The sequence below is a fragment of the Paraburkholderia diazotrophica genome (genome assembly GCF_900108945.1).
Lineage (GTDB): Bacteria > Pseudomonadota > Gammaproteobacteria > Burkholderiales > Burkholderiaceae > Paraburkholderia > Paraburkholderia diazotrophica.
In genome coordinates this window covers 194535-214957 of the sequence record NZ_FNYE01000004.1, presented here as the reverse complement: position 1 = coordinate 214957, position 20423 = coordinate 194535, and the positions used below count along the sequence as shown (strand labels likewise).

General features: G+C 62.6%; 23 protein-coding genes and 2 pseudogenes. 11 read left to right on the top strand and 14 right to left on the bottom strand.

The window, feature by feature from the left end; genetic code table 11:
- Positions 1 to 73: 73 nt before the first annotated feature.
- The 3 genes and pseudogenes from BMW76_RS07640 to otsA form a co-directional block, all read left to right on the top strand.
- A pseudogene (locus BMW76_RS07640) lies at positions 74 to 286 on the top strand (hypothetical protein); the annotation flags it as partial.
- 216 nt (positions 287 to 502) lie between these two features.
- A complete protein-coding gene (locus BMW76_RS07635) occupies positions 503 to 715 on the top strand; it encodes a hypothetical protein (RefSeq protein ID WP_090864548.1) in 213 nt (70 codons plus the stop codon).
- 199 nt (positions 716 to 914) lie between these two features.
- On the top strand, positions 915 to 2336 hold the full coding sequence (gene otsA, locus BMW76_RS07630; RefSeq protein WP_090864547.1) for an alpha,alpha-trehalose-phosphate synthase (UDP-forming): 1422 nt from the start codon (positions 915 to 917) through the stop codon (positions 2334 to 2336).
- A 125-nt stretch (positions 2337 to 2461) separates the two neighbouring features.
- Here otsA and BMW76_RS07625 read toward each other — a convergent pair whose 3' ends face one another.
- From BMW76_RS07625 to BMW76_RS07595, 7 genes are all read right to left on the bottom strand, one after another.
- On the bottom strand, positions 2462 to 3052 hold the full coding sequence (locus tag BMW76_RS07625; RefSeq protein WP_090864546.1) for a glycine zipper domain-containing protein: 591 nt from the start codon (positions 3050 to 3052) through the stop codon (positions 2462 to 2464).
- A gap of 185 nt (positions 3053 to 3237) precedes the next feature.
- Positions 3238 to 4680 (bottom strand): MFS transporter, encoded by a 1443-nt coding sequence (locus BMW76_RS07620; protein ID WP_090864545.1) that lies wholly within the window; start codon positions 4678 to 4680, stop codon positions 3238 to 3240.
- A 212-nt stretch (positions 4681 to 4892) separates the two neighbouring features.
- Positions 4893 to 5402 carry a YbhB/YbcL family Raf kinase inhibitor-like protein gene (locus BMW76_RS07615; protein ID WP_090864544.1) on the bottom strand — a complete coding sequence of 170 codons (510 nt, stop codon included), beginning with the start codon at positions 5400 to 5402 and terminating at the stop codon, positions 4893 to 4895.
- Between the two features lie 232 nt (positions 5403 to 5634).
- On the bottom strand, positions 5635 to 6081 hold the full coding sequence (locus BMW76_RS07610) for a very short patch repair endonuclease (RefSeq protein ID WP_090864543.1): 447 nt from the start codon (positions 6079 to 6081) through the stop codon (positions 5635 to 5637).
- Complete coding sequence (gene dcm, locus BMW76_RS07605) at positions 6081 to 7379, bottom strand: DNA (cytosine-5-)-methyltransferase (RefSeq protein ID WP_090864542.1); 1299 nt, start codon at positions 7377 to 7379, stop codon at positions 6081 to 6083. The genes BMW76_RS07610 and dcm overlap by 1 nt, the downstream gene beginning before the upstream one ends.
- Before the next feature lie 310 nt (positions 7380 to 7689).
- The gene (locus BMW76_RS07600; protein WP_090864541.1) at positions 7690 to 8013 is read right to left on the bottom strand and encodes a hypothetical protein; all 324 of its coding nucleotides are present in this window, start codon (positions 8011 to 8013) and stop codon (positions 7690 to 7692) included.
- A gap of 477 nt (positions 8014 to 8490) precedes the next feature.
- Entirely contained in the window at positions 8491 to 8781 is a 291-nt protein-coding gene (locus BMW76_RS07595) for a hypothetical protein (protein ID WP_090864540.1), read from the bottom strand.
- 181 nt (positions 8782 to 8962) lie between these two features.
- Here BMW76_RS07595 and BMW76_RS41630 point away from each other — a divergent pair, with 181 nt between their 5' ends.
- Positions 8963 to 9148 (top strand): hypothetical protein, encoded by a 186-nt coding sequence (locus BMW76_RS41630; protein WP_090864539.1) that lies wholly within the window; start codon positions 8963 to 8965, stop codon positions 9146 to 9148.
- Positions 9149 to 9461: 313 nt separating this feature from the next.
- Complete coding sequence (locus BMW76_RS07585) at positions 9462 to 10472, top strand: tyrosine-type recombinase/integrase (protein WP_090864538.1); 1011 nt, start codon at positions 9462 to 9464, stop codon at positions 10470 to 10472.
- Here BMW76_RS07585 and BMW76_RS07580 read toward each other — a convergent pair.
- From BMW76_RS07580 to BMW76_RS41025, 4 genes and pseudogenes are all read right to left on the bottom strand, one after another.
- Complete coding sequence (locus tag BMW76_RS07580) at positions 10469 to 10900, bottom strand: hypothetical protein (RefSeq protein WP_245763140.1); 432 nt, start codon at positions 10898 to 10900, stop codon at positions 10469 to 10471. The genes BMW76_RS07585 and BMW76_RS07580 overlap by 4 nt on opposite strands.
- Positions 10901 to 11146: 246 nt before the next feature.
- Positions 11147 to 11656, bottom strand: a complete 510-nt coding sequence (locus tag BMW76_RS40220; RefSeq protein WP_143062228.1) for a hypothetical protein — start codon at positions 11654 to 11656, stop codon at positions 11147 to 11149.
- Positions 11657 to 11695: 39 nt separating this feature from the next.
- Positions 11696 to 11869: pseudogene (locus BMW76_RS07575) on the bottom strand (helix-turn-helix domain-containing protein); the annotation flags it as partial.
- Between the two features lie 252 nt (positions 11870 to 12121).
- Entirely contained in the window at positions 12122 to 12265 is a 144-nt protein-coding gene (locus tag BMW76_RS41025; RefSeq protein ID WP_177200327.1) for a hypothetical protein, read from the bottom strand.
- 570 nt (positions 12266 to 12835) lie between these two features.
- Between BMW76_RS41025 and BMW76_RS07570 the strand changes: the two genes are divergently transcribed.
- The 5 genes from BMW76_RS07570 (at position 12836) to BMW76_RS07550 (ending at position 18036) form a co-directional block, all read left to right on the top strand.
- The gene (locus BMW76_RS07570) at positions 12836 to 13030 is read left to right on the top strand and encodes a helix-turn-helix transcriptional regulator (protein ID WP_090864536.1); all 195 of its coding nucleotides are present in this window, start codon (positions 12836 to 12838) and stop codon (positions 13028 to 13030) included.
- On the top strand, positions 13027 to 13533 hold the full coding sequence (locus BMW76_RS07565; protein WP_090864535.1) for a helix-turn-helix transcriptional regulator: 507 nt from the start codon (positions 13027 to 13029) through the stop codon (positions 13531 to 13533). The genes BMW76_RS07570 and BMW76_RS07565 overlap by 4 nt, the downstream gene beginning before the upstream one ends.
- Positions 13533 to 14060, top strand: a complete 528-nt coding sequence (locus BMW76_RS07560; RefSeq protein WP_090864534.1) for a hypothetical protein — start codon at positions 13533 to 13535, stop codon at positions 14058 to 14060. The genes BMW76_RS07565 and BMW76_RS07560 overlap by 1 nt, the downstream gene beginning before the upstream one ends.
- A 380-nt stretch (positions 14061 to 14440) precedes the next feature.
- Entirely contained in the window at positions 14441 to 17389 is a 2949-nt protein-coding gene (locus BMW76_RS07555) for a PriCT-2 domain-containing protein (RefSeq protein ID WP_090864533.1), read from the top strand.
- 380 nt (positions 17390 to 17769) lie between these two features.
- Positions 17770 to 18036, top strand: a complete 267-nt coding sequence (locus tag BMW76_RS07550; protein WP_090864532.1) for a hypothetical protein — start codon at positions 17770 to 17772, stop codon at positions 18034 to 18036.
- A 143-nt stretch (positions 18037 to 18179) separates the two neighbouring features.
- Here BMW76_RS07550 and BMW76_RS07545 read toward each other — a convergent pair whose 3' ends face one another.
- Positions 18180 to 18395 (bottom strand): hypothetical protein, encoded by a 216-nt coding sequence (locus BMW76_RS07545; RefSeq protein WP_090864531.1) that lies wholly within the window; start codon positions 18393 to 18395, stop codon positions 18180 to 18182.
- 406 nt (positions 18396 to 18801) lie between these two features.
- Here BMW76_RS07545 and BMW76_RS07540 point away from each other — a divergent pair, with 406 nt between their 5' ends.
- Entirely contained in the window at positions 18802 to 19371 is a 570-nt protein-coding gene (locus BMW76_RS07540; RefSeq protein WP_090864530.1) for a hypothetical protein, read from the top strand.
- A 37-nt stretch (positions 19372 to 19408) separates the two neighbouring features.
- Here the strand turns inward: BMW76_RS07540 and BMW76_RS07535 are convergent, their stop codons facing one another.
- Both BMW76_RS07535 and BMW76_RS40215 read right to left on the bottom strand, forming a co-directional pair.
- Positions 19409 to 19783 carry a hypothetical protein gene (locus tag BMW76_RS07535; protein ID WP_143062227.1) on the bottom strand — a complete coding sequence of 125 codons (375 nt, stop codon included), beginning with the start codon at positions 19781 to 19783 and terminating at the stop codon, positions 19409 to 19411.
- Positions 19784 to 19936: 153 nt separating this feature from the next.
- The gene (locus tag BMW76_RS40215; RefSeq protein ID WP_143062226.1) at positions 19937 to 20422 is read right to left on the bottom strand and encodes a hypothetical protein; all 486 of its coding nucleotides are present in this window, start codon (positions 20420 to 20422) and stop codon (positions 19937 to 19939) included.
- Position 20423: the final 1 nt, after the last annotated feature.

Below are 20423 nucleotides of genomic sequence, written 5' to 3'. Positions count from 1 at the left end.
GGCTTTGCTGAATTCAGTTCGACAGTTGCATCGCACAAGCCAGCCGACAGCGAACGGAAACAGGGAGTCCAACATGCCGGATTACGACGCCGTCCACGATCTGCGCGCGCATCGCCCCGATCCCACCACGCCTGATACGCCCGAGACACCCGAGCCCGGCCAGCCGCCCGAGCCGGATCAGCCGGACACGGTGCCCGATCCGACGCGCGAGCCCGTCGAACCCGACACGCCGCCCATCGGCGATCCGCCGCCGCAACCTTCGCAGACGCCGCACACGCGCCCCCGGCGCCGCGCTGCGAGCCGGCGCGCGATGAATACGGATGCCGTAACGGCCGCTCGCGGGGCATCCGCCGAGCGAGTGCAATTGCCGGGCCTGACAGATGTATCGGTTACAAAACCGGCGAACTTTTTACCGGCAAATTACGTTCATCGGCCTAGACTAATGTGATGCGGCCCGATCGACCCCACGCTCGGGCAGCGGCCTTCCCTGGAGGCGTCCATCATGAGACATCCCGCATTGCGGCGCTCCGCGCGCCATTCGAAGCGCGATCAGCGCCCAGCCGGCGGCACGGGCAATCAACCAGCGACGCCCGATCCGGCGCACGAGAACCGCGCCGCGCCGGACGCCCCGCCTGACGGGGAACACAACCAGGGCGGCGCGCGCCAGGAAGGGCTGGATTATCAGCGCGATCTGGGCTCCGAGCAGGACGCCTGAGCCGCTTTTCCAGCCGGTCCCGACTCATTAGCCAGGGGATAATTTTGCTGCGCGCAACGATGCGCGCAGCGTGTTTTTGCTTGTCTGTCACATTTGCATACATTTTTATTCCGTGAATTTGCGTAAAACGGCATGAGATTTGCGTGCCGTAACCCGGTGTATCACCGCATGTAAGTCAACTGAATGAGGTGGAGCCGCAATGAGCAGATTGATCGTAGTTTCAAACCGCGTCGCGCCGACTCAGGAAGGACGCCCCGCAGCGGGCGGTCTGGCGATCGGGGTGCTGGATGCCCTGAAGGAAACGGGAGGTGTGTGGTTCGGCTGGAGCGGCGAGATCGCCGCCGAGCCGTCGTCGCCCGTCATCGAAAAGCAGGGCAACGTGACCTATGCGACGGTGGGCCTGACCAAGCGCGACTACGACCAGTACTACCGCGGCTTCTCGAATGCGACGCTGTGGCCGACTTTCCACTATCGCAACGACCTGTCGCGCTATGACCGCCAGGAATACGCGGGCTACTTGCGCGTCAACGTATCGCTCGCGCAGCAACTGAAGGAACTGGTGAGGCCCGACGACATCATCTGGGTCCACGACTATCACCTGCTGCCGTTCGCGCGCTGCCTGCGCGATCTCGGCGTGAAGAACCCGATCGGCTTTTTCCTGCACATTCCGTTTCCCGTGCCCGAAGTGATGCGCACGGTGCCGCCGCACGAAGAACTGGTGAAGTGCATGTGCAGCTATGACGTGGTCGGGTTTCAGACGGACGCGGACCGTCAATCGTTCGTCGATTACATCGAGCGCGGCAATCACGGCACGCTCAGCGACGAGAACATGATCCACGCGTACGGCCGTTTCCTGAAAGTCGCCGCCTACCCGATCGGCATCTATCCCGACGCGATTGCGAAAGCCTCCGAACAGTTCAGCGATCGCAAGCAGGTCCGCAGCCTGCGCGACGCGATGCGCGGCCGCAAGCTGATCATGAGCGTCGACCGGCTCGACTATTCGAAGGGGCTCGTCGAGCGTTTCCAGGCGTTCGAGCGTCTTCTGCTGAACGCGCCCGGCTGGCACGGTCGCGTGTCGCTCGTGCAGATCGCGCCGCCGACGCGCTCCGACGTGCAGACCTATCAGCGCATTCGCCAGAACCTGGAGGGCGAGGCGGGGCGCATCAACGGCCGTTTCGCGCAGCTCGACTGGACGCCGATCCAGTACCTGAACCGCAAGTACGAACGCAATCTGCTGATGGCGCTGTTCCGCCAGTCGCAGGTCGGCTATGTGACGCCGCTGCGCGACGGGATGAATCTCGTTGCGAAGGAGTATGTCGCCTCGCAAGACCCCGCCGATCCTGGCGTGCTGGTGCTGTCGCAGTTCGCGGGCGCGGCCGAGCAGTTGCCGGGTGCGCTGGTCGTCAATCCGTTCGATCTGTCGCAGATGGCCGAGGCGCTGGAGCGCGCGCTGTCGATGCCGCTCGCCGAGCGCCAGGCGCGTCACGCGGACATGATGGCGCCGCTGCGCGAGAACAACCTGTCGGTGTGGCGCGATACGTTCCTCGCGGACTTGCGGCATGTCGCGACGGCTTCATCCGTGACGGAGAAGGCGGTCAAGCGCGCCGACGTGACGGCATGACGTAATCCCGCGCCTCGACGCGCTGCGTGCGGCATGAGCGCGTGTGCGTAGTGTGCGCCAGCGAGGCGCGCACGCCGAAGCGGCAGCCTGTAACGGCTGCCGTTTTCGTTTCCAGCCGGGCGGGCTCAGGCTTGCTGCTGGTTCAGGTCGGTCAGCGGCACGGGCGTCTGGCGCGGATCGAAATCCGCCCATTTGCCGCGCTGCCAGCGGCCCGTCGCGCGCTCGATGTCCGCGCCGCCCGCTTCACGCAGGATGCGCGCGGCTTCCATCTGATTCTCCGGGCACACGTGCACGGCGACGAGCACACCCGAATTGCGCAACTCGTGATGCACAACGTCGTGATGCTCGAGCGGACGGCTGCGCGCATGCACCATCCTGCCGACGAGCGCGCCCAGATACGCACCCGTACCCGCCGCGATCACGACGACGGGCATCGACGCCGCGAACGCCGAGAACACCGCGACGCCGATCACGGCACCCGCGACGGCGCCGATCGTCACCGCGTATTGATGGCGATGCAGCGTCGGCGGCGGCGCGCTCGAAATCGTGGGTGGTGCGCCCGCGTGTTCGTCGAGTGGATGGCGCGCGTGCTGGCCGCGCGGATTGACGAAGAACAGCGTGACGTCTTCCCCCAGAAATCCGTTGTCGAAGAGCTTCTGTGCTGCGTCTTCGGCGGCGGGGAACGTGGTGAAACGTCCAGCGACGATGAGTGACATGGCGCCCCCTATCGTTCAAAGGCCAGAGCGAAAGACCCGCTGGCCGTCGCGAAGAGCGGCGGCGGGTCGTAACCTTCGACTACAAGAATAGGCGCAAAGTGCGCGGACGGAAGCCGCTCGCGCGCAAACGGCTGTGTGAGGCGGGACGGCGGGAGAAACGGCGCGCTGCGACTGCCACGCTGAAACTATCGCGCGGCCGTCGCAGCGCCATGCTGCGTCACGCGCATCGTGCTGACGACGGACGCCACCGCCGAAAAGCCCGCCGCCACATACAGCGAGATGATGGGGCCATGCTCCGGCGCGACGCCGAACACGAGCGCGACGAGCGCCGAGCCGAGCGTTTGCCCCGTCAGGCGCGCCGTGCCGAGCATGCCGCTCGCGCCGCCGCTGCGATGGCGCGGCGCAGCCGACAGCATCGTCCGGTTATTGGGCGACTGGAAGAGGCCGAAGCCTGCGCCGCACAGCGCCATGCGCCACACGATATCGACGGGCGTCGGGTGCGCGCCGAGCGTCGCGAGCAGCACCAGGCCGACAGCGAGCGTCGCGAGTCCGGCGCCGCCCAGCCAGCCCGCCGAAATCCGGTCCGACAGCACGCCCGACAGCGGCGCGGCGCCGACGATCACGAGCGGCCACGGCGTCATCAGCAAGCCGGTTTCCACTTGCGACATGCCGAGATGGTTCTGCAGCAGAAAAGGCAGCGACACGAACGCCAGCATCTGCGCGCAGAACGAGCACACCGACGTGCCCACAGATAGCGCGAAGATCGGAATTTTCAGCAGATCGACGGGAAGAAGCGGCGCCGGCTGGGTGAGTTGCCGCCGCACGAAGAAGTAGCCGATCACGACCGCGGCGATCACTTCGACGGCAACGAAACCATACCGTTCGCCGTGGCCGAGCCCGTCGACGGCGAAGATCAGCAGGCCGAACACGAACGCGTTCATGATCGCGCTCGGATAGTCGTAGGGCGACGGATGGCGTTCGTTGCGCGGCAGCGCGCGCAGGCCAACCGCGATTGCCGCAATGCCGATCGGCACGTTGATCGCGAAGAGCCACGGCCACGGCGCAACAGACAGCACGCCTGACGCCACGGTCGGCCCGACCGCCGACGAGATCGCCACGACCATCGCGTTGATCGCGATGCCGCGCCCAAGGCGCGCGGGCGGATAGATCATCCGCACGAGCGCCGTGTTCACGCTCATGATGCCCGCCGCGCCGAAGCCCTGGATCACGCGGGCGAGCGCGAGCATCGGCAGCGAGCCGGACAGCGCGCAGCCGAGCGACGCAACCGTGAACAGCACCATCCCGCTCAGATAAACGCGCCGGTAGCCGATCCGATCGCCGAGCGACGACAGCGGCAGCAGCGAGATCGTGACCGACAACTGGTATGCATTGATGATCCAGATCGAACTCGCGGCGCTCGCATGCAGATTGCGCGCGATGGTCGGCAGCGCGACGTTGGCGATCGCGCTGTCGAGCACGGCGAGCGTGATGCCGAGCGCGACGACGAGAATCGCCCAGTAGCGTTGCGGCAGCGGCAAGCCGAGTTCGGCGTCCGGTGCGGGCGACGCGGCAGCAGAGACGGGCGCGCCGGAAGTATTGCCGTTGTCCCTCGAAGAAGATGCTTGCATCGTGTTGTTGTGATGGACGGCGGGGCGGCCATGCGTGGCCGCCGGCAGAGTTCAGGATTGTGATTCCCGTTGTCGACGGGACGATGCACGGCCGCGCGGACTCGGCGTGAAACCCCATTGCGCGGAGCTTCACGCCGGATCATGCGGGCTGCGCGGCGAACGCGCGGATGAGGCGAAGCGCGGCGACGCGCTCCCGTTGCCCGCGCGCATCGTTACTTCAGTTCGTACAAGCCTGTGTACGTCGCCGAATCGATTTCGTTCAGATGCGTCATGAAGCGTGCAACCGCGTTCGTCGTATCGGCGGAAAGGGGCAGATTCGTCACTTTCAGCGCGTGAATGCGGTAGATGTAGCGATGCGGCTTGTCGCCGCGTGGCGGCGCGGCGCCGCCGAAGCCGACCGTGCCGTAATCGTTGTGGAACTGCAGCGCGCCTTGCGGCAGCAGGCTGCCGTCGGCTTTGCCCGCGTTGCGCGGCAGCGAGCGCGTGTCGGCGGGAATGTTGACGACGACCCAGTGCCAGAAGCCGCTACCCGTGGGCGCATCGGGATCATAGACGGTGAGCGCGAAACTCTGGGTGTCGGCGGGTGGCGACTCCCATTGCAACGCCGGCGAGACGTTCTCGCCGTCGCCGGCGACGCCGAACGACTTGTCGTTCATCTCCTGCGCTTTCGGCATGAAGCCGTTGGGGGGGAAGTCGTCCGACCAGATTCGGAAATCAGCCATCGTGTGCCTCCTTCAAGGGGGTTCCAGGATTGGACGGAAGCCGCTGAAAGACCGCTGGAAAGAGTTCAGCGGGTCAATCGAGTGTAGCACCGGCGCCTTGCAATGTTCGCCAGTGAACGCGCGGCGGCTGGTCTCTCTGGCGATGCGGCAAGGGCGCGGGCAAGCGGTGCAGCAAGCGGTGCAACAAGCGGCGCGGGCAAGCGGTGCGGCAAGCGGCGCGGCAAGCGGTGCGTCAGGCGCGTTCCTCGTGCAGCGGCGCGTCGCCGTGCAGCCAGTCGATGAGCCGCTGCAGAACGCCGTCGATATCCCGGTTCGCTCCGCGCAAGGCACATTCCCACACCGTCGCGACGCGCCAGCCGCCATCGAGCAGCGCGGCCAGGGCCTTCTCGTCGTTCGCCCGATTGCGGCCGATTTTTTCGCGCCAGAAGTCCGGGCGCGTCTGCGGCCATTTGAAGAGATGACAATCGTGACCGTGCCAGAAGCAGCCATGCACGAAGATCACGGCGCGGTAGCGTGGCAGCACGATGTCGGGACGGCCGGGCAGATCGCGTGCGTCGAGCCGGAAGCGGAAGCCGCGCCGATGCAGCAGGCTGCGGATCAGGATCTCGGGCTTCGTGTTGCGTCCGCGAATGCCGGACATCATCCGGCTGCGCGTAGCGGCGTCGACGATATCGATCATCAGGCGGCCAGCTCCACCGCACTATCGGCGTGCGTCGCGCGAGTGAGCGCCAGCACGTGCGGCAGCATGATCCGCGCGACTTCGCGCATCACGGGCACAACGACGCTGTTGCCGAACTGGCGATACGCCTGCGTGTCGCTAACGGGAATGCGGTACGTATCGGGAAAGCCCATCAGTCTCGCGCATTCGCGCGGGGTCAGGCGGCGCGGGCGTTGCCGCTCGCCCTGGTAGACGAGAATCTCCGAGCCGTCCTTGTGATACCGCGCCGACAGCGTGCGCGTCACGCTTTGCGGATACGCCATCCCGTACCCGAAGCCGTTGCCGGCTGCGCGGTGCTTGTCCGCGTAGTTCTGCAGGTAGGTCCAGAGCTTGGGCGTCAGCGTGTACTTCGGTTGAACGTGGCGGGCGGCGTGATCGAAGAAACGCTCGCCATCCCACGGCAGAACGGGCTCCGTGCCGTCCGTCCTGTGCAGGATCGACGCGAGACGCGGCCCTTCTTCTGGCAGCCGCAGGTCGTCCCAGGTGAACGACGTCTTGCCGCGAAAGCCGACGATGATGATCCGCTCGCGATGCTGCGGCGTGAAATGTGCGCCGTCGATCACGCGGTAATGCACTTCGTAGCCGAGCTCGTCGCGCAGCGTCTGCAGGATTACGTCGAACGTGCGGCCCTTGTCGTGCGACAGCAGATTCTTCACGTTTTCCAAAAGGAACGCAGCCGGGCGGCGCGCGGCGATGATGCGCGCGACGTCGAAAAAGAGCGTGCCCTGCGTCGCGCACTCGAAGCCGTGCGGGCGGCCGAGCGCGTTCTTTTTGCTGACGCCGGCGATCGAAAACGGCTGGCAGGGAAAGCCGCCGAGCAGGATGTCGTGTGCGGGAACGTCTTCGGCGGGAAAGGTGACGATGTCGCCGATTAGCGTGTGGTGCCCGGCGCCTTCGCGTTTCGCGGGTTCGTCACGGAAATTTTCGCAGTACGTCTTCTGCGAGAAATCGTTCCACTCGCTCGTGAACACGCATTGCGCGCCGTGCGCCTCGAAGCCCATGCGAATTCCGCCGATCCCCGCGAACAGATCGATGAAGCGCAGGCGCGAATGGTCGCCCGTTGCTGCCGAGAAACCTTGCCCAGCCGTGGAATACAGCAGCGCGCGCAGTGACGGTTCGAGCATTGCGGGACAAGGCGTTTCGCCTTTTTCCCAGCGGCGCACCGTCTTGATGTCCTTGCCGACATGCGCGGCGATTTCTTTTTGTGTGAAGCGGGTGCGCGCCTGCTTCAGCAGGTCGAGCGGCGAAGCCTGGGTCACAGGAGTCCTTGCTGGGTATTTTTGCGGACATTATGACCTATTAATGTCCCCAATTTGCGATCGTTGCGCGGTCGGCGGAGAAAACACCCAGCCTGGATGTTTTGACGGCGGCGATGATTCAGGAAGGGGGCAGCCCCGGCGGCGCGCCAGCTTGCGCTGTCGCCGTGCCGCCGGGTGTTCGCGCTGCCGCGAGCAGCATCGTGGATGGACGCGCGTGGCGGGTCAACCAATGTCAAATGCGCGAGGCGCGTTCACCCTGCGGCTGGGCGGCCAGCCGCCTGTGGTCACACTCGTCGTCGGACTCGCGCGCTCAGCGCCGGCGGCGCACGCGATGCCGGTTCGCGTCGCGCGAGGCCGCGGGCTGCGCGGTCGCCACAGGCAGCGGAGCCAGTTCCTTCGCGCAGAGGTCGTCGAGTTGCAGCAGCAAGTCGTCGATTGCGCAAAGTTGCGAGTTGGTCAGATGCTCAGCTTCAAGCAGCTCGAAGAGCCGCTTTCGCCAGTAGACGGCTGGGAAAATTGCCCCACCCAGGTCGCCGTGCATTGAAGGCCGCATAACGCGGGCAATGTGCGCGATGTCCTGATCGATCAGAGTCGATTTGAACGATCCCGCCGATGAAGTGAGGAAGTTGTCCATGCCCGCACTACGGCAGGGGCCGGGAAAACTTTAGGGTCCCGTGAAATATTTTTTTCGGTCCAGCCGGCGCGCCAATGTGGACGGCGTTCGCCTGCGCTGCACGGTCGAGTCACGTCAGCGCCAGCGCGAGGCTGCACATGAGCACCACGATCATCAGGCCAGCGGCGACAGCGAGGTTGTATGGGTAGCGCATCTCTTCAACCCGACGTATCGGAGGAGTGACGAAATGATAAGAAGATGCCGCCCGCTCGTCTTCAGACAAATAGCGGGTTAGGTGGGAGAACGCACACTGGTCGGGCGGCGGTGCGGGGGATTCGAGGCTGGCGCAGGCGGGCGTCGGGCGCAGGATGGCGTGCGTGGCATTTTCGTACCGCCTCGCGCCCAGCGGCTCGTGTTGTGTGGCGGGTTCGCTGCATAACAGGCGGCTGCCAGCGCGTCGGAGCAGTGCAACCGGGCAGCACGCCGCTGGACGGTGTATCAGGCGGGCGCGTCGGGATCGGCTGGATTCGTCGGACTCGCGGGCGGCTGGGCAGCAGCGCCTTCGAGGAATCGCCGTGTCGCTTCGAACGCTTGCAGCATTTGCTCCGGCCACGGCGTTTGCAGCATCACCGCCTGATGATTCTCGAACGCCGAGTTGAGCAGCTTCGACAATTCGGGCGAACTCAGATGGCGCAGCAGCACGCTGACGGCGATGGCCGTCGCCTGGCTTGCGCCCGCCGTCTGCAGTTCCGAAGCGGTGAGGGCGGCGACTTGCTTGTTGATGTCCATGGAAAGTGTCCTTCGTAGTCTTGGCGCGCGTTGCGCAAAGTGCGTGATTTTGTCACGGACGGTCGAGGGCGACCCGACGCGTGCAGTCCGCGAAACCGCCGCACGATCCGCGCCACGCCGTCGTCTGCAGCGTCGCGCGCCCTTTTGTTATCAAAAAGGGAACGGTGTTTTGGCAATTCCGATGATTCTCTCCGACCGGCGAGCCGGTAGACTCAAGCTAGATATTTCGCTTTTGGAGCCGATCATGCTCGTTACCTTCCTCGTGCTTTGGCCGCTGACGGCCGCGTCGCTGTTCGCGCTCGCCCGATTCTTCGATCGTCGGGACCAGCAACAACTTGCGCCGGTTCGGATCTCACGCCGGCGCTAGACGGCGTATCGCAGTCGAAGTGTCGGCGTCCGATGCGACGCCGGCATTGCAGCCAATAAAAAACCCGCACAGCGTAAGCTGTTGCGGGTTCTTTACTGGGGCGCCTTCCGTCACCGAACTGGTGTCTGGTCCCCCCGACAGGAATCGGCAGCGCTCCTGTCAAACTACGTCAAAATTCTTCAAAGTCCATCAAAGCCAATACAGTGGCGGCTCCTCGGCCAGTTCTCCGGTGCGGGTTCGATTCCAAATTCCCTCAGAATTCACCAACTTTCCTGTATCCTTTACGCCAAATTTACGCCAACGGGGAAGGGACATGGCCAGCTACAGGAAACGCGGCGGAACATGGCGGGCGGAAGTCGCGAAAGCCGGGATCCGCGAGTCGCGCACGTTCGACACCAAAGCCGAGGCAGTCACCTGGGCAACCCAGCTCGAGGCTGAAATCGACGCGGGTCGGCGCCGTTCTTACTCTAAGGTTCAGAAGACGCTCGCGGATGCAATGGATGAGTACCTCGAAAAGGTCTCGCCCAGCATGGGCAAGCACGACTGGAACGTGACGCGGATCGCTTTCTTCAAGGAGAACATGGATTTCGTCGGCGTGCTGGTGCGAAACGTGAAACCGGAGCAGGTCGCGGAGTGGCGCGACGCCCGGCTGAAAGTCGTCAAGAATTCGACGGTCAATCGGGATATGAACCTGCTTTCTGCAGTTTTTGAGGCTGCGCGAAACGAATGGAAGTGGATTCACACGAACCCGGTGCATGAGGTGAAGCGTCCGAAGGATCCGCCACCCAGGAGGCGCCGCGTGTCGGACGACGAGGCAAAGGTAATGACGGCGGGACTTGGGCTGACGGATGACGGCGAGATCCGTACGACGCAGCAGTACACCGCGATCGCGTTTCTTATTGCGCTCGAGACCGGGATGCGACAGGGTGAGATTGTTGCCACGACGCGTGCGAATCTCCATCTGGCCCACCGCTACGTGCACATCCCGAAATCGAAGAACGGCGATGCACGCGACGTCCCGCTATCGGGCCGGGCAATGGAGTTGTTCGAGCGGCTGCCGCACGTGAAAGACGAGTCGCGTTGCTTTCCGATCTCGCAGGCGAGCGTGGACGCGCTGTGGCGAAAGGTGAGGGCAAAGGTCGCGAAGGAGAAACCGGAATTCGCAGACTTGAATTTCCATGACTCGCGGCACGAGGCGACCACGCGCCTGTCGCGCAAGCTCAATGTCTTGGCGTTGGCCAAGATGATCGGGCACCGGGATATCCAGTCGCTAATGATCTACTACGATGAGACGGCCGCCGAACTGGCGGCGCGGCTGGATTAGGCGGCCTTGCGCCGGCGTCCCGGTCTCGATGCCGGAAGGGTGCCGGCTGTGGTACGCGCCCACTCCATCACGTCACTGGCGAACCAGCGGCGCTGAGCCTGCTTCGAGTCGACTGCTCGCAGGGCGGTGGGAAATCCCGGGCGCGTGACCACGCGCGCCTCAATGGTCTGCTTTGACGCGCCGAGCCAGTTGGCGATCTGCTCCGAGCTCCATAGTGTCTGCTCTGGCGTGAGTCGCGGTTTTTCAAGCGCTGTAATGATCCGGTCGAGCCTGGCGATCACGAGCTGCATCCCTGCTGCGTCGTCGGTCGGTTTCGGCAGACCGTCGGTCAGACTGTCCATGCGTTGCATGAAACGGTCAAAGGCTTGCTCGTCGGTCTGATGCCGGATATCCGTGTGAATCTCTGCGTCGTCGGTTGTTTTCGCCATGCCTTCGGTCCTCGAGACTGCTATTACTCGGCGGATTATATGGTGAGGCGAAATGCTATGCAAGCTATTGTTTTTAAAGGGAATCGCCAGCAGACATGGAATCTGTTGGCGACTGCCCGTCAAGCGCTACTGGCTGGCTTCCTGACACGTTCGAGTCGGTTTCGGGCGCAAGATCGGGCGCAGCAGATTCAAGGTTGCAGCGCTCGCGTACACGGCGGCAGCACGCCAAAATACCGCAGCGCCTCTTCAATCTCTGATTGATATCGGGGTGGGCAGGGATGCTTGCGTGGCGCCGTGCGGGTTGACCGCAGCCGTATCCCGTTCTTCTCTTTCGTATCTGCGATCCAGCACGGCTGCATCACTCGTCCTATGCGCTGTTGCACGCGGTTCCGCACTTCGTTGTAGGTATTCACGTGACACCTCCGGTTGAGATGCCGTCCATCCTAGTCGACGCTGTCGTCGAGGCACCAGAACAAAGTAGTTGCTTTCAGTTGCTGTCCGGCGGCTCGATCCCGGTTTGCCTGATTCCGTCGACGCGAATGAGTTCGGCCCACGCTCAGCGTCGAGCTCATCAGCTCCGGCATCCATGTTGTTGCGATCGGAGTACGGTACGACCGTCACAAAAAATTGCGGCTCATCGCCTTCTTCGAGCTCGACCTCCGGATCGGTCGCTTCGTCGTAGACGTGCTCGACAAAGATTTTCCCGCCTTTGTCGTTCTCCCAAACGGAATACAGCGGCGGACATTTAACGGTCATCGACAACTCCTCCAAGATCGGGTTTGATGATTGCGATCGCTACGCCGTGATCGCCTTCTGGCGCACGCGCATGATCGTCTGGCGCGTCGTATTGTAGTCGTGCGCGAGCCGGATGACTGGCACTCCTGCCGCCAATTTCTGGCGCGCTTCGGCCTGTTGCGCTTGTGTAAGAGCGGACGGACGCCCCATAGCCTTTTCCTGCGATTTCGCGCGCGGCCCATGTACGCGAAAAGTGGAAGCGCGATGGCAGTGACGGCGTTTCTTGGGTACCGTTCGAATGACCGGAACGGTCGGAGCGCTATATCAGCGCTAACGCCGAAGAAGTGACAAAGGCATTTCCGAGGGGGGCAATTGCGTTTTCATGGCCACCACAGAACAAGCGCATAAGGGGTTAACCGACGAAACGCGACGACTTCATGCTCCGGGAACTAATCAAATGGACGCTCGGCCGCTGGTCGTCCTCGATCAAGCTCCTTCGACCGCTTCGAAAAAGAACGTCAGGAACAGAAGGAGCACGCCCGACCAGTCGAACAGCGTGCCAAAGAGGTTTGACGTGCCGAATCCCGCGCCAGCCATCACAGCCGACAGACAGAAAGAGAGAGCGGCCATTGACATTGCAAGCGGCGTGTTTGGATATTTCAGCTTAGCGAGCGCGCCCAAATATCGCCCTTGCCAATGTGTGCTCCCCCACTGGCAGTTTCCGCCATGTCCTCGGTCAACCGAGACTCAGGCTGTCGCCGGCGCGACGATCTGTTACGAGCGATACCCGCCGAGATCGTGTGCTTCGTCTCTCGCCATTACTGAAAAAACCCGGCCGAGGCTCGCCTTCGCGCTTCTGCTACACGCGCTTGCCGTCCTGAAACACCTTCTTCCGTATATGGACGCTCGTGCGGCCTTGCCCGTCAACGCTGCGTAGAAGCCGTTCGGCGCCATTCTGAGTCGGAATGTCCTCCCAGCCTTCGTCTGCGGGGTTCGCTGTCGCTGCCTCGTAAGGCCCCATACGATGCCGGCGAGAAACCCGACGACGAGGACGGCCAGCCAGTCGTTTTAGTACTGTTTGCCGTCTCTGTGCGTCTCCCTGTGTCTACAAAAAAATCCTTGCGTCTCCGCGAGTCTCACGCGTCGTGACAAAAAACTATCGGCGGTGGACGCGCCGCGTCCGCAAGATAGGAGAGGCGTATGAATGACGTTCGTGTCGTTGGGCTCGAGTCCGTGATCGCAATGACGGGCATCAGCCGGGCGACGATCTTTCGCATGCGAAAAGCCGGGCAGTTTCCGCAGCCCGCGCGGCTCGGTAGCCGTGCTCTGCGGTTTTGGCTGGCCGACATTGAGGCATGGCTCGTCGCGCGTCGCGCGGAAGGGGCGTCGCAATGACAGAGCTCAGTCTTGGCGACGTTCTGCTCGAGCGGGACGACCGCGCGGTCGGCTGCGATCCGGGCGATCCGCTGACAGACCCTGATCCGCTGCGGCTGATGACTCACGGCGATTTGCGACGTGCCTTGGAGGTCTCACCGGGCGTGTTCGCGGGAATGGACAAGCGAAAGGAGTTGCCCCGGCCGTTCACGCTGACGCCGCGCGGGACGCGCCTATGGCTCGCGTCCGATGTACGCTCGTGGCTCGCTGACAAGCCCGTCGACCGGGCGTCGCTTGTGCGCGTTGAACTGGCGCAGGTGCCGAGCATGACCGAGGCGGACGATCTTGAAGAGGATAACGAGCGCGACGAGCAGCGTTATGCGCCGCGACGAAGCTGGCGGTCTGCGGACGACTTCGAGGCGGAGCGTCGCGACCCAGGCGAGCTCGAGCGCGTCGTGCGCGGGTGGGTGACCGAGAGTTTTGGGATGTTAACGAATAATATTTCCGCTGCGGAGCAAATCTGATGACGAGTTTCAACTGGTTCGACCCGGCGCCCGGCTTTGATCCGGCGACTCTTAGCGCCGACGATGTAAACGAGGTCGCTGCTGGGATGATTGACCCGTGGTTCACTGCGATGGGCTGGGAATCTTTCCGGTCGGACGAGAGGGGCATTGAATGGGATCCGCCATGCGACGTGCCGACGGAGAAGCAGCAGGGTCTGCGAGCCTTTTGGGACCGCCGGGTGCCGGCGCGAGTAACCGTGTGCGCCAACGGCCAGGCGCTAGATTGCGCGAGCCCGTTCGAGCTCGTGATTGTGCTTTTAAAGGTGGCGCAGCACACCGGCATTGGCCGATTCGATGCCGCTCGGTTTGAAGCGTGCTGTGGCCGGTTTTTGCTGCTCGGTAACGCGTCCATCGAGTTGGCGCGTCAGGCGGTTGCCGATGTCTTTGCCGAACGGCAGATTGAGGACGGGCAACGCGAAATATACCGTCGGCTGGACATGCTGGGCGATCGCCGTCGCTCGGCGTATGCGCGGCGCGATGCTGGCTGACGCTGATGTAGGTCGTTGACCCGGTAGCGAAAAAGTTTGATCGGGCGTCGTGATGGCTGGACGTCCGTCGGGCAAGGATTTGCGGGTGGTTGTCACGAATCAGACACCTTCGCCGGCCGGCGTCAACGGCTACCGGTTTCCGGGCGGCGCCGGTAGGATCGCGACATCGGCCCACTAGGCAGGGTCAGCAGGGCGGCTCATGCCGCAGTGTTTAATCTCCGGTGTTTCGTCGGCAAATAAGAAAGCCGGGCCCGTTGGACGCGGGACACCGGCTTGGGAATCTACAGTGATGGATTTTACAGCATGGCTCGTGCGGCGTCACGTTCGCACAACTAATTTTTATAGAAAATACCTTGACATCGTCGATTCGGGGGCTGCTCATGAATGAGGCTCCGCAGGCGATTGTCGAACGACCCCAGCGGCCGTTTGCACCGGCGACGCTCGAGGAAGCGCGCGACGCGCTGATATACGTCTCGCCGGATTGCGATCGCAACGAGTGGTTCGGTATCGGCGCGGCACTCTATAACGAGTTCGGCGATGCGGCCTTCGATCTGTTCGACTCGTGGTCGCAAGGCGTCGTCGATCCCGACCGATACGATCATCACGGCACGCGGGCGACGTGGCGTTCCATCAAAGGCACTTCGAGCAGCAATCCCAAGACGTTCGCCACGATTGCACGTCTGGCCCGCGACGGCGGTTGGAGTCCGCAAATATCCGGTGAAGTACCATCTGCAGAGGAACTCATCCGACGCAACCATGATCGCGCCAAGCGGCAGGCAGCCGAGGCGTTGAAGGCCGCCGAGCGGCAGGCGAAGGTCGCGGAATATGCCAAGCGCCAGTGGGGCGACGCACGCGAGTGTGGCGTTGACGGCCACCCATACCTGGTCTTCAAAAGGATCACACCGTGCGGTGCGCGCGTCGGCACGTGGGCGCGGCGCGACCCGACGACGGGCGAAGTGCGCACGATCGAAAACGCGTTGTTGATCCGCATTCGTGATGCGGCGGGCGAGACCCGTATGCTGCAGGCGATCTTTGACGGCTCCGACAATTTTCTTGGCCGCAGCAAGGATTTCTCTCCAGGCGGCCAACTGCGTGGCAACTTCTTCACCATCGGACAGCCTAAATCGGTAGAGGGTAGGCCCGTCGTCTTGATCTGTGAGGGCTTTGCAACGGCGGCGTCTCTACACGTCGCGACGAAGCACGCGGTCGTGGGGGCTCTCTCGGCCGGCAATCTCGAGCCCGTCGCGGCCGCTCTTCGCACGATGGACAAATTGCGGGAGGCGATTTTGGTCTTCTGTGCGGACAACGATCGATGGACGGCCGGGAATCCAGGTTTGAAGTCGGCGCGCGCCGCTGCAGCGGCGTTTCACGGAAAGTTGGCGGTGCCGCAGTTCGACGCATCGCACGACGATCGGCGGCCGACGGATTTCAATGATCTGGCGGTGCTCGAAGGTGTTGACGCCGTGCGCGAAGCAATCGAGCAGGCGTCAGCGCCGGCTGTTGATGAGGATGACGCAGAACTCGAAGCGCCGTGGGCGCAGTGGGCGGTCGCCAAGACGCAGGAGGTGCTCGGGCGGGCGCAGTCGGCTGCGAACGTAGCGATGGAGGCGGAAGCGTCCGCAGAGGTGGACGCGGCGCAGGCGGATGATGCCGACGAGTCGCGGGAGCACGGCTTTCGTGTTCTTGGACATGGTCTCGACGGCGTCACAATCCACGTCTTCTCGCACTCGAGCTTGACGATTGTCAAACTGAATGCATCGACCATCAATGAAGGTCATCTGATGTCGTTGTACCCAAACATCAATTGGTGGGAGCGCCACTTCCCTAATGGACGTGAGAAGGGCATCGATAAGCGTTCGGCCATCGCGTTCCTAGCAGGGACCGCATTCAAACGCGGAGTATTCGATCCTTCGAATGTGCGCGGTCGCGGCGCCTGGATCGACGACGGGCGTGTCGTCTTTCATCATGGAGACACGCTTTCGGTCAACGGCGTCGACACTCCAGTCTCGCAAATCACGTCGCGCTACACGTATCCACGAAACATGGCGCTGCCGCGTCCTGCGGACGAAGCACTGTCGGACGAAGACGGCAAGCGCATTTTCAATATTGCGAAGCGCTTCCGCTGGACGACGCCTGGGTCGGCTGCGCTGCTCGCGGGTTTCGTCATGCTCGCGCCGCTATGCGGTGCGCTGCGCTGGCGGCCGCACGTGTGGCTGACGGGCGGCGCCGGCTGCGGCAAGTCGACCGTGCTCAATGAGTTCGTGCACCCGTTGATGAACGGGAGTGACCTCTTTGCGCAGGGCAATTCGTCCGAGGCGGGTTTTCGGCAAACCTTGCGCACGGACGCGCGGCCGGTGCTGTTCGACGAGTCCGAATCGAATGAGGAGGGCGACATCCGCCGGATCCAGAACGTGCTGTCGCTGATCCGCCAGGCGTCGACGGAGTCGGAGGCGCGCACGCTCAAGGGCACGGCCGGCGGCGAATCGATGTCGTTTCATATCCGCTCGATGTTCTGCCTTGCGTCGATCCAGGTCGGAATCAAGCATCAGGCCGACGTCGAACGTTTGGCTGTGCTCGCGATGCGCCCGAAGCGCGACGGCGAGACAGATACGGCAGAGTCGTGGAAGGCGTTAAAGGAGGATTTGTACCTGATCAAGCGCGATCCGACGATCGCCGCGCGTCTCATGCGCCGTGCGCTGACGCTGCTCCCCGTGATTCAGAAAAACATCGAGGTGTTCGCGGAGGTCGCGGCGACGCGCTTCGGCTCGCAGCGCGATGGCGACCAGTACGGCACATTGCTGGCCGGCGCATGGGCACTGCTCACACACGAGCCGGTGACGCGCTCGGATGCGGAGCAGATGATCGACGGTTTTGAATGGTCGGAGCGCTTTGAGGACCGCGATCCTGGTCACGTCGATGACACCACGCTCAGCACGTTCTTTGGGCGATCGGTCGATGTCGACGTTGGCGCGAGGGCCACGCTATACGAGCTCGTGCGCATCGTACACGGACGAATGGACGATGACTGTTTGGTCAGGATCAGCAAACAGCAGGCGAAGGCTGCGCTGAATCGGTATGGGGTGAATGCGGATCTCGATCCGGGCGTCGTGTACATCGGGACCGGCGAATTTCCTGACAGAGACAAGGCGCTCAAGGGAACCACACTCGAGACCGGGTTCGCCGGGCGCCTCGAACAGATACCGGGGAACTTTTTGCCGCGAGGCGCTAGCAAGAAGACCGGCGCTCCGGTTCGAATCAAGAAGTCGTTTGGCAGCATGAACAGCCGCCACTGCATCGGTTTCCCCCTCGACATGATCATCACCGATTAGCGGTCGAGCTGGGATCCGCTCTCTATCAGCCCGCGCTTGCGCGGGCTTTTTCATGGCCGGTCTATTGAGTCATGCCCGGCTGCCTCGGCGACGGTCATGGCAGCAAGGCTTACCAGATAAGGGCTTGCGGGACGTTATGACCAACATGACCACTCTGACCGTTTTTCTCGAAACGTAGACATCTACATATACGCATCCATCCGTCTTCATGGAATGAAAGCGACGAATGTCTCTCTATATCTATCTATACCGGTCATAATGGTCATAGTAGTCATAAGAGGAGCGCAAACCTAAGCTGGACAACGGTTTGGCGTTATGACCGGGTCCCTGACCTGTGCGCGGTGGCGGTCATGACAAGCAAAATTTGAGGTAGCGGCGCTATGCAAGCTAACGCAGAAAACATTCGAAAAGTTCTTGGCGAGCTGGCCGCGATGGCGTCGCAGTGCGACGAGGCGGAGCGGCGGATTCTTGCGCGTGCGACGGAGCGGCTCGAGCACGTCGAGCAGCTGATCGGAGCGGCGCGCGGCGCAGTACTTACCGGCGGGGACGCCGCGCAACGCATGGCGTATGAGGCGCTAATTGCGGAGCGAGGTGTGCTCGAGCAGCTGATCGCACGGGCCAAACGAACGCTCAACGGGGAGGGCTGACCGGCGGGAAAATATGTCAAACCCCGACCCGGATATTTTTGATCGGGGTTTGATATATGCGCAGCGCCGGGGTTTGATATATCCGGCAGGCCAAAGTCACATGCGGGCCGGACGAGGGCTGTCGAGGCCGGCCCGAAAGCGAATCAATGGATCTCGACAGGTGCCCAGGCGCGGCGTTGGAAGTTCGAGACGTACCGCGCCTCGCGCGCGGCCTGCTGGTTGAATTCGTCCCAGTGCCAGGCGTTGCCGTTCCAAAGCGAATAGGTGGGGCGGCTTTGCTTGCCGCGCAACGTGCGATAAACGCCGGGAGCGGCGGGCGTGCCAGTGTTGAATTCGGGTGCGGTGATAGTGTGACGCATGATGAGGAGTCCTTTGCTGGGTGAAGTCACCCGACCCACGACGCCAATCGTGGTGGCCGGGAGCATGGCGAGGTTGGCGTACCGGAGCAAAGGAACCGGCGAGCGCAAGCGCTCCCTCACCAAGTCCCAGCCATAGGAGCTCGATGTGCGGACGAAAAAATACCGCCGGCGGCGGTTGTCCGCCTTTGCTAGTCGAGACGCCAATCTCGATCGCTGTTGTCTCAGCGATGAAGATATCGTAGCCCAAACGTGCGCGGAATGCATTAACCATGTTTGATCAATTTCCGCCGTCTTCGGGGGGCGTTTCTAAACCATCCGCGAGCCGGGAAGCGCCGCCGCGCAAGGGTCTAGCAGTGCGCGCGGTCGTGAATGTATCTTTGTTTATAAACCCTTTAGAAATAGCATCATGGCCCGTCCATCACATCCGGAGCGCGCTCGAGCTCTTATCGAAATCCGCAGGCACATCGGCGAATACGGCGCAGTCGAGGGGCCGCGCAAGGCGCGCGAAAGGTTTCCGGGCGTCGGCAAGATGACGTGGCTCGCTTGGGTCCGGCAGGTCCGAGACGAGGACAGCGATATGGCTGCGGAGGCCGCACGGCTAGTACCGCGACCGGATGCGCCGCTACCGCCTTTAACGGATCATCATCGAGCTGCAACTCGTCAAGCGATCGACTTCTTCGGCGAAATGGCTGCAATGGTCGACGATGCCAAGCTTTTGGCCGATTACTCTGTTGTGGTTGATGATAACGGCCGGCGACGAGTCAAGAATCCTGTGACCCTAGCATTGGCCAATCGCATGCGGGCGACGAACATCAATCTTGCGATGCGGCACTCCGAGCTCGTTTGGGACGTTTCCCGCATGCAGGCGATGTTCGACGAGCTGATCGACGCGATCAGTGACATTGATCAGGACGTTGCGACCCGAGTGATTAACGCTATGCGAGGTGTCAGCGAGAAGTGGAACATTCGACAGTAGTGGCGTTCCGCCGTCCTGTGGATCGAACGCGGCCGGCTCAGTCGAATGCGCTTCGAGGCACAGTAGCCGGGTCGAGGAAGTAATGCTGGTCGATCCAACGGCAGTCGTTGGTCAGAAAGCCGTCGCGCTTGCCGTAGGCGCGCGCGCAGACGACGATAACGCGCTTCTCGCCGTTGATGGTCTGCAGGCCGGAGGGTGTTCTGTCAGTCTTGTGCCAGCAGGACTCGAAATCTCCTCGGCCGCGCAGCTGAACGATCGCACGCAGGCCGTCGCCGGGCTTTCCGGGCGTGCATTGCTCGTTGGTGAGGATGGTCGGATCCATGTCCCCGTTGCCCGGGAAGATTGCGATCTCGCGCGCGCTGGCTGCATTCGCGCCGGCGAGCAACGCAGCGGCTAGCGCGATCGCGCCCAAAGCCTTTTTGCCGTACGCCATACAGAACCCCGTTTGTTGTTATCGCATCGACATCCTATCCAGCTCTGAAGGCTTTGGGTACCTCTTTTCGTGCGCGCGATAGCGGAGCGAACGCCGGCCGTTGAGGTGAGGCGGTTTCGTTCAGTGCGTCAATCAAAAGGCAGGTTTGGGCGCGGTTGTACACCCATACGTCGGCGGCGGAGCCGCGTATATAGCTCCTTCCGTATATGAGCGATAGTCACCGTTGAGGCGATTCAGACTATGTACGTCCTTAGTCTGCGTTCCGTTGTAGGGATTGCGCTCGGGCGTCGACCATTTGATTTGGTCGGGGGTGATATCAGCAGATGCGCCGTTTACGGTTCTGGCATCCAGGTCAACAGAAAGGGATTGAGTGAGTCGTTGTCCTTGAACCGTTGTAACACACAGAAGCATGAATTGACGAGGCGGCGATGGCTCGTTTGCTTTGGCAGGCTCGGGTTCTCGAACCTCCAATCCGGCCGCCTTTACGACTTCTATCGCTTTTTGGAGTGGTACCGGTTTTTCCTTCCCGGCTATGCAATCGTTGATGTTGTCCAGCTTTCCATCGCAACCCGTCAACAGGAGCAGCGCAAAAACAATCGGTAACCTCGATCTTTTCATT